At 58.1% G+C, this 11,963-nt stretch carries 11 protein-coding genes; 6 read left to right on the forward strand and 5 right to left on the reverse strand.

Annotation, left to right across the window (positions count from 1 at the left end; all coding sequences use genetic code 11):
* Positions 1-77: 77 nt before the first annotated feature.
* Together QBK88_RS20070 and QBK88_RS20075 are read right to left on the reverse strand one after the other, a co-directional pair.
* Positions 78-428, reverse strand: a complete 351-nt coding sequence (locus QBK88_RS20070) for an MmcQ/YjbR family DNA-binding protein (RefSeq protein WP_277963480.1) — start codon at positions 426-428, stop codon at positions 78-80.
* A complete protein-coding gene (locus QBK88_RS20075; protein WP_277963409.1) occupies positions 428-1,336 on the reverse strand; it encodes a LysR substrate-binding domain-containing protein in 909 nt (302 codons plus the stop codon). Before QBK88_RS20075 ends, QBK88_RS20070 begins: the two co-directional genes overlap by 1 nt.
* Before the next feature lie 132 nt (positions 1,337-1,468).
* On the opposite strand from QBK88_RS20075, the gene QBK88_RS20080 reads away from it, so the two are divergent.
* Together QBK88_RS20080 and QBK88_RS20085 are read left to right on the forward strand one after the other, a co-directional pair.
* Positions 1,469-2,032: an FMN-dependent NADH-azoreductase gene (locus tag QBK88_RS20080; RefSeq protein ID WP_268141009.1), complete on the forward strand. Its 564-nt coding sequence runs from the start codon at positions 1,469-1,471 to the stop codon at positions 2,030-2,032.
* Positions 2,033-2,245: 213 nt separating this feature from the next.
* A complete protein-coding gene (locus QBK88_RS20085; protein ID WP_277963410.1) occupies positions 2,246-3,283 on the forward strand; it encodes a dienelactone hydrolase in 1,038 nt (345 codons plus the stop codon).
* Here QBK88_RS20085 and QBK88_RS20090 read toward each other — a convergent pair.
* The 3 genes from QBK88_RS20090 to QBK88_RS20100 form a co-directional block, all read right to left on the reverse strand.
* Entirely contained in the window at positions 3,277-4,476 is a 1,200-nt protein-coding gene (locus QBK88_RS20090) for an MFS transporter (protein ID WP_277963411.1), read from the reverse strand. The two genes, QBK88_RS20085 and QBK88_RS20090, sit on opposite strands and share 7 nt — an antisense overlap.
* A gap of 206 nt (positions 4,477-4,682) precedes the next feature.
* Complete coding sequence (locus QBK88_RS20095) at positions 4,683-6,269, reverse strand: ABC-F family ATPase (protein WP_277963412.1); 1,587 nt, start codon at positions 6,267-6,269, stop codon at positions 4,683-4,685.
* Between the two features lie 334 nt (positions 6,270-6,603).
* Positions 6,604-7,281 (reverse strand): S24 family peptidase, encoded by a 678-nt coding sequence (locus QBK88_RS20100; RefSeq protein WP_277963413.1) that lies wholly within the window; start codon positions 7,279-7,281, stop codon positions 6,604-6,606.
* A 222-nt stretch (positions 7,282-7,503) separates the two neighbouring features.
* Here QBK88_RS20100 and QBK88_RS20105 point away from each other — a divergent pair, with 222 nt between their 5' ends.
* The 4 genes from QBK88_RS20105 (at position 7,504) to QBK88_RS20120 (ending at position 11,946) form a co-directional block, all read left to right on the forward strand.
* Positions 7,504-8,238: a hypothetical protein gene (locus tag QBK88_RS20105; RefSeq protein ID WP_277963414.1), complete on the forward strand. Its 735-nt coding sequence runs from the start codon at positions 7,504-7,506 to the stop codon at positions 8,236-8,238.
* Between the two features lie 587 nt (positions 8,239-8,825).
* Positions 8,826-10,010: a hypothetical protein gene (locus QBK88_RS20110; RefSeq protein ID WP_277963415.1), complete on the forward strand. Its 1,185-nt coding sequence runs from the start codon at positions 8,826-8,828 to the stop codon at positions 10,008-10,010.
* On the forward strand, positions 10,003-10,620 hold the full coding sequence (locus tag QBK88_RS20115) for a CDP-alcohol phosphatidyltransferase family protein (RefSeq protein ID WP_277963416.1): 618 nt from the start codon (positions 10,003-10,005) through the stop codon (positions 10,618-10,620). The genes QBK88_RS20110 and QBK88_RS20115 overlap by 8 nt, the downstream gene beginning before the upstream one ends.
* A gap of 15 nt (positions 10,621-10,635) precedes the next feature.
* Positions 10,636-11,946, forward strand: a complete 1,311-nt coding sequence (locus QBK88_RS20120; protein WP_277963417.1) for an ATP-grasp domain-containing protein — start codon at positions 10,636-10,638, stop codon at positions 11,944-11,946.
* The last annotated feature ends 17 nt before the right edge of the window (positions 11,947-11,963 follow it).

The raw sequence follows: 11,963 nt of genomic DNA on the forward strand, positions 1-11,963 counted from the left end.
GGACCGGGCGAAGCTCGGGAAGGGCGCGCTGGGGTCTGCCCGCGATACCGCGTCGCGTGGCTCCAGGGTGCTTGGCCCTACAGGTCCAGCAGCATTCCCACCTGCGCCTTCTTCGGTAACCGCCGCACTACCAGTTGATGCGAGCGGCGCAGCAAGTCCTGCACTTCCTCATCCCCTACCGGCAACGGTAACGCCAGGCTCACCCAACCAGCCCGCGCCAGGTACGGCGCCGGGCGAATGCCCGGACGGTCGACGTAGCCCAGGAACAGCTCTTTGTCGACCTTCAGGGACAGGCTGTCACCGGCCAGGCCAAACACTGCGAACATCTTGGTCTGTGCAACGGACAACACGCGAATGCCGCCCCATTTATAGTCTTCCCGGGCCCCGGGCAGGCTCAGGCAGAAGTCGGCCAGTTGCTGTTCGTTCATCATATGTAGCGCTCCCCGCATTCTTCCAGGCTTTTGACCAGGTGGTCGATCCAGGCGCGCACCGCCGGCAACACCCCGCGCCGGTGCGGGTATACCGCTTGCAGCCAGCCATTGCTCAAGGACCAGTCGGGCAGCAACTGCACCAGTTCACCGCTGGCCAGTTCGGCTTCACAGTGCATGATCGGCAACAGGGTGAAACCCAGGCCGGCTATGGCCGTGGCCTTGCGCACCACAAAATCTTCAATCCCCAGGCGCGCTTCCAGCACCAGGTCGCGCTTGTTGCCCTGTTCGTCCAGCAGACGCAGGTGGACCATGCGGTCGGCTTCCAGGGCACCGAGCACGGGAAGGGCCACCAGGTCGTCGGGGCTGGCAATGGTGTTGCCGGCCAGCAAGGCGGGGCTGGCCACCAGTACCGTGCGCGCTTCGCGCAGGCGGCGGGTGACCAGGCCCGGGTCTTCGTCACCCGGTTCGCGCACACGCAACGCCACGTCGATGCCCTCGGTAATCAGATCCACCCGGCGGTTGAGCAACACCATGTCCAACTGCACGTGGGGGTACTCGTGCAGAAAACTGCTGATGACCTTGGGCAAAAATTCGTGGGCCAGGCCCACCGGGCACGACACCCTCAGGCGGCCACGCGGTTCGCTGGACAGGCTGGCGACTACCTCGTCCGCCATTTCCGCCTCCAGCAGCATCGCCTGGCAGTGGCGCAGATAACGCTCGCCCACGCTGGTGAGTTTCAGTTGCCGGGTGGTGCGTTGCAGCAAGCGCGCGCCCAGGCGGTCCTCCAGCTCGGCAATACGCCGTGACAAGCGTGACTTGGGCACCCCCAACTGGCGCCCAGCCGCGGCGAAGCCCTGAGCTTCGACCACCTTGGCGAAATAATAGAGGTCGTTGAGGTCCTGCATGGCCGTTGCCCTGATCGTCTCATGAGTGGGACAATCTAACGCAAACTCACGGACTAATCATCTATTCCATATCCCGGTAGGATGATCTCCATTCCAGCTGCCCCGGCGGCCTTTTCCAACAGGAGATTCCCCATGAAACTGTTGCACATCGATTCCAGCATCCTCGGCGACAATTCCGCTTCCCGTCAGTTGAGCCAGGCCGTGGTTCAATCCTTCGCTGGCGCTGACGTCACCTACCGTGACCTGGCCACCGACGCCCTGACGCACTTCTCCTCGGCCACCCTGGCTGGCGGCGAAGTGGAAGCCAAACTGTCGGCGGACACCTTGAGCGAATTCCTGGCCGCCGACGTCGTCGTGATCGGCGCGCCGATGTACAACTTTTCGATCCCGACTCAACTGAAGGCCTGGATCGACCGCATCTGTGTGGCCGGCACCACGTTCCGTTACACCGAAGCCGGCCCTGAAGGCCTGTGCGGTGGCAAGAAAGTCGTCATCGTTTCCACTTCCGGCGGCATCCACGCTGGCCAGCCAAGCGGTGTGGCCCACGAAGAGTTCCTGAAAGTGCTGCTGGGCTTCATCGGCATCACCGACATCGAAATCGTCCGCGCCGAAGGCCTGGCCTACGGTGAAGAAGTTCGTGCCAAGGCGCTGGCTGGCGCCCAAGCTAAGATCGATTCGAAGCTGTTCGCTGCCTGATAGATCGAAATACGCTGAACCCGCGCCGCCCGTGGCTGCTCAAAGCAGTCACGGGCGGCGTTTTTTGTGTGTCATGAAAAGTTGGCCCGCGTTATGCTTATGCAACACTGATCAACCTTTCACTCGGTGGGCGCGCGTACGGGACGTACACTAAGCGCACTGCGGTAGCAGCGAAAGGTTCCTATTCAGGCGGGTGGCAAAGGTGGGCATCCCATGATGCGTCTTTGTGCGAATATTCTCATGTGCGTGGCCCTTGGCCTGATTTCAGTGCAGGCTTCGGCCGCGCCGCCCGCTCACTGGAGCGTGGGTTTCCATCGCCTGACCTTTCTCGACCCCCTGGACCATCAGCCCATGCAGGCGCTGGCGTTCTACCCGTCGAACCAGCGCGAGCAGCTGACCCGTATCGAGAACTACAAGGTCGAGGCGACCGAGGATGCACGCATCGCCATGGGCCGCTACCCCATGCTGATGCTGTCCCATGGCAACGCCGGCACCCCCCTGGCGCTGCATGACCTGATCACCTCGCTGACCCGCAAGGGTTTCGTGGTGGTGGCGGTCTACCACCCAGGCGACAATTGGAAGGACCATAGCCGTCTGGGCGCGGTGAGCAACCTCTACGGTCGCCCCCTGCAGATCTCCCAGGCCATTACGTCCGCCTTGGCTGAGCCGATGCTGTCGCCTTTCATCGACCCGGACCAGATTGGCGTGATCGGCTACTCGGCCGGCGGGGAAACGGCGCTGATCCTCTCCGGCGCTCGGCCAAACCTGGACCGCCTGCGCAAGTACTGCGCCGAGTTTCCCAATGACGCCGATGCCTGCCAGACCCATGGCGAATTGCTGGTGGACCGTGACGACCTGCGCCCCGCAGCGGACGCGCGGGTCAAGGCGTTGCTGCTGATGGCGCCATTGGGCCTGATGTTCAACCGCGAGACCTTGTCACAGGTACACGTGCCCACGCTGATCTACAGCGGTGACAACGACAAGCTGCTGGCCCTGGACAAGAACGCCGCCGCGCTGGCGCGCAAGCTGCCCATGGTCTCGGACTACAAGGTGTTGGCCGGCGCCGGACACTTCGTGTTCATGGCCCCTTGCGATGATGAGCAGAAAGCCGCCATGCCGGGCCTGTGCAACGATGCTGACGGGGTCAACCGTGAAGACATCCACCGCGACCTGGTGCGCCAGGCCGGGCACTTCTTCACCCAGACCCTCAGCGAACCGAGCCACGCAGGTATGCAGACGGCTGATCAGTGACCCGCGCGGCGAGTTCGCCGCGCTAGCAGCAGCACCAATCCCAGGCCGCTGATGGCCAATAGCGCGGCGAAGCAGAAAATCCAGCGATAACCCAAGTGCAGGGCAATCGCCCCCATCAGCGGCCCGGCCAGCGCTAGGGCCAGGTCGAAGAAAACCGCGAACGCGCTCAGCCCTGCCCCTCGACTGGTACTGGGCACCTGGCTGATCGCCAGCACGCCCAGCGCCGGGTACACCAGCGACAGGCCGAAACCCGCCAGGCTGGCCCCCAGCAGGGTGAAGGCAGTGGAGGGCGCCAACCACACCAGCCCCAGCCCCACGGCCTCCGTGGCCATGCAAGCGAGTGCCACGGTGAAGCCGCCCAGGCGGTTGATGGCATTGATGAACAGCAGTCGGGCGATAATGAAGCTCACCCCGAAAGCGGTCAGGCAGAAGGCTGCGCCGGTCCAGCCGCGGTCCAGGTAGTACAGGGTAATGAAAGTCGTCAGGGTGCCGTAACCGATGGAGGCCAGCGTCAGGCTCACCCCATACGGCGCGACCCTGCCGAAAGCGGCCCAGAACGGCAGGCGCTCACCGCGTACCAGGGGGGCGGAGGTCTTGCGACGAATGCACAGCAAACCCACGGCCGCCAATACCGTCAACGCCAGCCCCAGGCTGTTGAACCCGCCAAGGTCTACCATCCATACGCCCAGCGGCGCCCCCAGGGCCACCGCGCCGTAGGACGCGATGCCGCTCCAGGAAATCACCCGTGCCGTGTGCTCGGCGCCCACCTCGTTGATGCCCCAGGCATTGGTGGCAACGCCAACCAGGCCCTGGGCAGCCCCCAGCAACAGGCGCGCGACGATCAGCACTCCCAGGCTGATCGCGGGGTCGCCATGCAGCAGCGTCGCCGCCAGGGTCAGTACGCCGCTGCCGCCGACCCCGATCAACCCCAGCACCACCGTGCGCTTGGTGCCAAGGCCATCGGCGGCGCGCCCGGCCAGCGGACGACTGAGCAGCGTCGCCAGGTACTGCGACCCGATGACCAGGCCCGCGATGACCGCGCTGAAGCCCAACTGGTCATGGACATAGCTGGGCAGCACCGCGATCGGCAGGCCGATGCAGAAGAAGGCGATGAAGGTATAGAAAACGATCGAAACGATCTTCAGGGTGACACTGGAGGTGCTGGGCGCAGGTGGCTGTTGGGCGGCAGTCATGGCGGCTCGTTCGCGGGCGGGCGGTTGGAGGTCCGGTCATGATGGCGGGGCAGGGCGGGAAATGGAAGCCGGGGTGAAGCAGTGGTGTGCCTGACGCCGCGCGGCGTGTGCGACGCGGCCAGGTCCGTGTAGCGGACCCGGCCGCATCGGGCCGCGTGTGGTGCAAATGATGCGCCGCAGCGCGGGTGGCCGCTACACGTCGGCTTTTAGAACGTCACGCCCTGGCTGCGCAGGTAGTCGTCGTAAGTACCGCTGAAGTCCACCACGCCGCTTTCGCTCAGCTCGATGATGCGGGTAGCCAGCGACGACACGAACTCGCGGTCGTGGCTGACGAAGATCAGCGTGCCCGGGTAGTTTTCCAGCGCCAGGTTCAACGCCTCGATCGACTCCATGTCCAAGTGGTTGGTCGGTTCGTCCATGATCAGCACGTTGGGCTTTTGCAGGGTCAGTTTGCCGAACAGCATGCGGCCTTGCTCACCACCGGAAATCACCTTAACCGACTTCAGGATCTCGTCGTTGGAGAACAGCATGCGGCCCAGGGTGCCACGAATCATCTGCTCGCCCTGAGTCCACTGGCCCATCCAGTCGAACAGGCTGACGTCGTCTTCGAAGTCATGGGCGTGGTCCTGGGCGTAGTAACCCAGCTCCGCGCTCTCGGTCCACTTCACCGCACCGGCGTCCGGTGCCAGCTCGCCCACCAGGGTGCGCAGCAGGGTAGTCTTGCCGATACCGTTCGGGCCGATGATCGCCACGCGCTCGCCGGCTTCCACGGTAAAGCTGAAGTTCTTGAACAGGGTCTTGCCGTCGAAGCCCTTGGACAGTTGTTCCAGGGTCACCGCCTGGCGGTGCAGCTTCTTGGTCTGTTCGAAGCGGATGAACGGGCTCACGCGGCTCGACGGCTTGACTTCGGCCAGCTGGATCTTGTCGATCTGCTTGGCGCGGGAAGTGGCCTGCTTGGCTTTCGAGGCGTTGGCCGAGAACCGGCTGACGAAGGTCTGCAGCTCGGAGATCTGCGCCTTCTTCTTGGCGTTGTCCGCCAGCAACTGCTCGCGAGACTGCGTGGCCGCGGTCATGTACTCGTCGTAGTTGCCCGGGAACAGGCGCAGCTCACCGTAGTCCAGGTCAGCCATGTGGGTGCACACGCTGTTGAGGAAGTGACGGTCGTGGGAAATGATGATCATGGTGCTGTTACGCGCCGTGAGAATGTTTTCCAGCCAGCGGATGGTGTTGATGTCCAGGTGGTTGGTCGGTTCGTCGAGCAGCAGCACTTCCGGGTCCGAGAACAGCGCCTGGGCCAGCAGCACCCGCAGCTTCCAGCCTGGCGCCACTTCGGTCATCGGGCCGAAATGCTGTTCCAGCGGAATACCCAGGCCCAGCAGCAGCTCACCGGCGCGTGATTCGGCGGTGTAGCCGTCCATCTCGGCGAACTCGGTTTCCAGCTCGGCCACGGCCATGCCGTCTTCTTCGCTCATTTCCGGCAGCGAGTAGATGCGATCACGCTCGGCCTTGACCTTCCACAGTTCCTCATGGCCCATGATCACGGTGTCGATCACGGTGAACTGCTCATAGGCGAACTGATCCTGGCGCAGCTTGCCAAGGCGCACGTTCGGCTCCAGCATCACCTGGCCGCCGGACGGCTCCAGGTCGCCGCCGAGGATTTTCATGAAGGTCGACTTGCCGCAACCGTTGGCGCCGATCAGGCCGTAACGGTTGCCGCCGTTGAACTTGACCGAAACGTTCTCGAACAGCGGCTTGGCGCCGAACTGCATGGTGATGTTAGCTGTGGAGATCAAAGGGCTTACCTATCAATAACTTGGGGCGCAAACGCCACCGGCAGCATGCGGCCATGAGGTCGAGCTGCGGGGAAGGTGGATGCGGGAGTCAAACCGGACTGGCGCTATTGTCTCATAGGTAGGGCGCGAGGTGTATGGCGGTCTGCGCATCATTGGCCTTGGTTTGCCCGCGGCAGGGCGGAGCTGATTGATGAAACGTGATCGAACCAGTAAGCGCCTCTGCGCAGGTGGCAAGTGCCCGCTACTACCGCGATCAAGCCATTCATGCATTTAAAGCCTTTCATGGCTTGATGGTGTGAGCCAGGCTGGAGCGCGAATCTGCTCTATCAAGCCTTCAACGGAGCCCGAAGGGGCGGCGATCCATCCAGCTACCGATGCACACGCCGCAAATAATGGCGCCGTTGGACATTTTGGCAATCCGTTCAGGATATTCGGGGTTGAGGGCCAGTAGGTACAGCCCATCGTCGCCGTCTTGAAGTCGCTTGAAAGTCGTCTTGCCATCCGGCGTCCTTACCACGATGTCATCATCGTGCTCGGCTTGCACTGCGGAGTCGAGCTGAATGATCTCGCCATTCATATACTCTGGCCACATCCCACCCCCGCGCACCTTGAGGCAAAAAGTCGTCGCGGTAGTAGCGAAGGGCGACTCCAGCCATTGTTCCACATCCTCGCCAGGAATCTGGTTGACGGGGCCCGTCAAGGTACTCAAGGTCGCCCACGAGATAAGGGGCACCAGCCCCGAATCGCACCGGGTGTCACGGTTGACGACGTGCAGTTCGCTCAGGCGATCGATCAAGCGTGGGTCGAGTAAATCCCCTGGCTTCAATTTGAATACGGTCGAAAGGTCCTGCACGGTGCCGATCTTCGCTTCTGTCTCAGCCCTCAAGATCCGCCCGATCGTGGTTTGGCCCACCCCTGAACGTTCCTCGAGCTTTGGCTGAGTCGCCACGTCAGGCCGAGTCGCCATCAGGTATTTCAAGTTGTCAGCGAGCACCTGTTCAATTGTCGTCATTAAATGCTACCGGTCAATGAATCCTCGAATTCTGCCATTAACGGCTAGGCATTTACATCTTGACCTGGCAAGCCCTGTGTGGCTAGTTAGCTGTATGCGGCTAGATTTGGCTTCTGAATACTCTCTGAGGCATCCGCTGGGTGATTCGGCAATGCCATGTCGAGTCTGATCAAAGGGGTACCGGGTGCGAGTGGATGATCCGGGCAAGCATGGGAAGGCAGCATGATCTATTCAAGCGTACTCAACGCAGTTATCTCGGTCCTGGCGGCTGAGACGATCAATAACGTCAGCACGCAAGCGTGGCAGAAGGCTTATAACTCGCAGGACGAGGATAGCGGGAGCGACAGGGTGTCCCTGGTGCGCTCATGCAGGAGGGGCGTCATAGACCGTACTCAGGTGGATTCCTGGGTGGGAGCTCGGCTGCGTCACAACCTTCAGCCTGCGCTTTGGCACGCCTTGGTGGCGCGTTACAGCACCCGTCGAAGCCATAAGGTCGAGGCCATTGGGGTTCTCCATTCAGTTTTGGCGCCAAAGGTGCCTGCCGCAATTTCGACGCTCTTCCTTTACAAGGCCATAACGGCTTGGGCAATCCCGAAGCTGGCGGGCGCTCGGCCGAAAGCTGCGACCGCCCAGTCAATTGCTCTGCCACTTGGCGTGCCCGTGTGGAGACGTGAAGCGGTAATCAAGGCAGCGGTAGCGGCCGCGCGGGCAAATGACGTTAAAGAACAGTCCAGGTCTTCCGATGCGATTGTGCTCAAGCACAGTTTTTATGACATGAATACTTGGGATAACACTGGTAAACCCGAGTCAACGCGTCGCCGTTGGCGAAAGCTGATCAACGATGCCGCGTCGGAGTTGGTAAGTGAGGCTCTTGTCTGCGCTGAAGATATTCTCAAAACGGAGGGAGTGTTGATACATGAGGTTACAGGTAGTGTGTTGACTGGCGTGAGCGAATGAGCGAAATTATTCCCATGATGTCATTTTTGTGTGTGAGCAGGCATCGTCGTACTCATCAACCCAGCCAAGGCTGGGTTTTTTATTGGCTGAAGTTTGGCTTCAATTTTTTCAACGGTCGTATGAGCTGCCGCTTGTTCCCTTGCCTGTGAAACATTAAACCTTGCTCGGGGATGAGAAATAGCGATGGTGAGTTGTAGGGCGAGTTGTGTTTGATCTGCTGAGGGCCAAGCTCAATTTATCATGCTGTCTGACGTTGGTGTTACCGATTCTTTCCAATCTGTCGAACGTACTTCCCATTGGAGAAATTCCAGCACTCATTGTAGATGACGCTATACCCCCGATGGGCACAGCTTTAAGCAACTCCATGCTGCGAGACTGCATGCAAATCGAAGCGCGCTCAGGGTGGCGCTAGATTCATAATATTTTAAGTCGAATGTTAATTAACGTGCTCTCGAGTCGGGGTGTGGGATCCTGAATGGATGGGCGAGTAGGATTTTTCCACGGCAGCTTATTGCGGTTGTGAGAGAGGTGGAAATTATATGTCTTGTCCAGGGTCATCTAAGGGGCTTACGGTTCTTGTTTGGATCGTGAATCTGTGCGCTATCTGTGCCTCCACGCTAAGTTATGTTTATCTCTCATATTATACTTACAAGGAAACCGGCAGTCTGCTTTATTCGCAGATCGTGCTATTTTCACCTATGGTATTGCCGGTGCTATTCGTTGGCCAGATTTACAGGCTATCCGATCGGGTGTCTCCGCGAACACTATTGCTTTTATCCAATATCCTGGCATTGCTGGTGGTGGTTGTGGTTTATTCGGTGCTTTCCACTGTCGTGCTTGTTGCGGTGCTGGGAGGTGTCGCTATTGGCACCCTGGACGCGTTGCAGCGGGTGGGTAGAATCGTTGCAATAAAATCCTATTTTAGTTCCGCGAATGTGGAATCCACCATTCCGCTTACGCTGACGGCACAGTTCATTGCTGGCGGGGTTGCCGGGGGGACGATGACACTGGTCAAAGGCGATATGATGCCCTCTCACGCATTGGCAATGACTGCTTTGTTATTCTCCATTGCCTCTGTCGCATCTTTTTTGTTGCCTCGAGCCGAACGCCTGACTGCTACCATCATTCCCGCGCCTCACGCTGGAATGCTTGAAACATTTGCGAGCCTGATGAAATCCAATCCGCCGCTGCGCCGCAGTTTTTGGCATTTCATTATTTTTGTCAGCATTTATCAGGGTTTCTTCAATGTGTCACGGATTGTTTTGCCTGCGTACGTGCTGGGTTTGTCGGAGGGATATGTAGGTGCGCTGCAAGCGGTCAATAGCGTGGCCGCTCTAATTGGTGCAGTTCTTTACTATAAGCTGACCAAGGGTGGTCGAAGTATTGCACCCTTTTCCATGGCGGTCGTCAGCGCAATGTTCATGATGTTGGCTGCCTATGGTGGGGGATTGTCCAGCAGTTACGCAGCCTATTTTCTCTATATATTCTTCTTTGAGTTGGCTTTTTTCAAACTGCAGTCTGACGTGCTGCTGGCAACGCCGTCCACTGCCATGCCGCTGGTCGCGTCCGTCCAGTATGCGGGAGTTTATGCTGGCATGATTTTGACAATATTTGTCGGGTCGTTATTAGTCGAATATCGTGGGCTATTGTGGACTAGCGTCATCTTTGCCGGATTTTACCTGGTGACGGGTCTGCTGCGTCCGTTTGGCTTGAGCCGGTCAAGCAATCTGGCCAATAAGTGGTCACGCGTCGAGCGGGATGAGGATGCTTAAGATTACTGGTGTTTTTCCGTTTCTAAGGTTTTTCGACTTGGCCAACGCTGTGACAGTAATGAATGTAGCCTTGTCTTTTGCAGTGGTGTATGTAGCGTACTTAGGGCTGTTTTCCTGGTCTGCTGGTATGATGTGCCTGGCGACGATACTGGATTTCGTCGATGGGCATATTGCAAGAAGTTGGCTAGCCTACGATGCACCTCGGCGCGCGTTTGGCAAGCATCTTGATAGTTTTGCCGATTTATTGAATTTCAGTGTTGCGCCAGCGCTTGTTCTGTTTCTTCTGATTCCTTTGCCTTTAGCAGTATTGGCTGGCTCTGCCTTGGTACTGTCCGGTGTGTTGCGCCTTGCAGTTTTTGCCATCAAGGACTCGGATGCCCCGGTCGGGTATTGCGGTTTGCCAACTACCTATTCAGGCATCCTCCTGGCGCTTGCTTTTCAGTCAGTGGCGGCAGCAAAGGCCAATGCTACTAGTGTGCTGATACTGATGTTGCTCATTGCCATTCTTCAGGTAACAAATCTGAAGCTGCCGAAATTCAAGGCCATTCCTACCGTGGGTTTCATTGCGACTGTATTTTTCATGAGCAGCTTTTTCCTCCACTACACATAACCATATGGGAATTTTATGAAGCATGTCGTTTTCGTCGATAGCACAGTTAGCGGCCTACTCGCGTTCGAGGCGGCGAAGCGTTTGGGCTGTCACGTAACCTTTGTTCATCAGCGCGATAGATCATTTTTAACGATATCAATCGAGGGGGATTTCTCTAGGGTTGAGTCATACCTACAATATGTTGACGAATATATTCGCGTCGATTCGCTTGAGGGCGAAGAGTTTCACGATCTGCTAGCAAGGCTTAACGCCATGCGGAAAATAGATGCGCTGATATCGACGTCCGAAGCGGCGATCGTTGCCGTTGCGCGAGAGGCTGAGCTATTGGGTACGCGCTACCCAAGCCATGAAAGCCTTTGCCGCGCAGTCTACAAAAATCGTCTACGTGAAACCTTACGCACCAACAACGTACGCTCTCCCGACTTTCAAGTCTTGACACAGTGTCAATTGGTCCAAGGCGTCGTTCCGCGGTTAGCGTTGCCGTTCGTAGTCAAACCCACGCGTGGCTTTTCGAAACAATTTTCAGCGGTCTGCCTCACCCAGCAAGATTTCGACACATTCGCCGAAAATATCCGCCAGGCTCGCACTCATTCCGATCCAGTAATAAATGCTCTGGTGAGTAATGAATACCTGATCGAGCAATACATAAGCGGTACGCTGCACTCTGCCGAAGTTATCGTTCAGGAGGGTGTAGTGTCGTGCTACGCCACGACCATTCGTTTTAGAGCCGATTACAATGAAATCCTCGAGATGACTGCAACCATGCCATCGGGTCTGGACAAGTCCGCCTGCGAGGAAATAAAAGCCTACGTTCAGCAGGTATTCACTGCGTTGAAACTGGATACAGGTCTGTATCATGTCGAGTTGCTCCGGGACGAATCCGGCCCATGGCTCGTAGAGATCAATGCGCGGATGATGGGCAGTGTCGCGCCACAGATGTACCGTATGCTGACAGGTATTGATCCATTTGAAATACTGATCCGTCTGCACTTGGGAGAGGTTATCAAGATTGACGATTCACTGATTGATACGGCAGGTACCGTAGTCACGATAGCCTCACGACGGGGCGGACGAATTGCTGATAATTATGAACCGGAAATGCTGCAGCTACTGCTGAATAAATATCAGATAACGTTCTGTACCGCCCATGTAGTCGCGGGCCAGCAGGTCAGTGTTTATACCGGTAATATCGGAACTATCGGTCATGCAATTGTGTTCGATAGTTGTCCTTATGCTGCCGCTAAAAAGGGTAACCGCTTTCTGGCTGAACTGTCGTTGCTATATGGCAACGAGTTGGCGAAATATAATGGACCTGAACTTGGGTAAGTCAGACCGGGCGAGAT

The sequence above is a fragment of the Pseudomonas sp. RIT-To-2 genome, assembly GCF_029623465.1.
Taxonomy (GTDB): domain Bacteria; phylum Pseudomonadota; class Gammaproteobacteria; order Pseudomonadales; family Pseudomonadaceae; genus Aquipseudomonas; species Aquipseudomonas silvicola.

Bases quoted from the DNA above. Each gene is read 5' to 3' on its own strand.
- QBK88_RS20070 (WP_277963480.1), bottom strand. From the start codon at position 428: ATGAACGAACAGCAACTGGCCGACTTCTGCCTGAGCCTGCCCGGGGCC.
- QBK88_RS20075 (WP_277963409.1), bottom strand. From the start codon at position 1,336: ATGCAGGACCTCAACGACCTCTATTATTTCGCCAAGGTGGTCGAAGCT.
- QBK88_RS20080 (WP_268141009.1), top strand. From the start codon at position 1,469: ATGAAACTGTTGCACATCGATTCCAGCATCCTCGGCGACAATTCCGCT.
- QBK88_RS20085 (WP_277963410.1), top strand. From the start codon at position 2,246: ATGATGCGTCTTTGTGCGAATATTCTCATGTGCGTGGCCCTTGGCCTG.
- QBK88_RS20090 (WP_277963411.1), bottom strand. From the start codon at position 4,476: ATGACTGCCGCCCAACAGCCACCTGCGCCCAGCACCTCCAGTGTCACC.
- QBK88_RS20100 (WP_277963413.1), bottom strand. From the start codon at position 7,281: ATGACGACAATTGAACAGGTGCTCGCTGACAACTTGAAATACCTGATG.
- QBK88_RS20105 (WP_277963414.1), top strand. From the start codon at position 7,504: ATGATCTATTCAAGCGTACTCAACGCAGTTATCTCGGTCCTGGCGGCT.
- QBK88_RS20115 (WP_277963416.1), top strand. From the start codon at position 10,003: ATGCTTAAGATTACTGGTGTTTTTCCGTTTCTAAGGTTTTTCGACTTG.
- QBK88_RS20120 (WP_277963417.1), top strand. From the start codon at position 10,636: ATGAAGCATGTCGTTTTCGTCGATAGCACAGTTAGCGGCCTACTCGCG.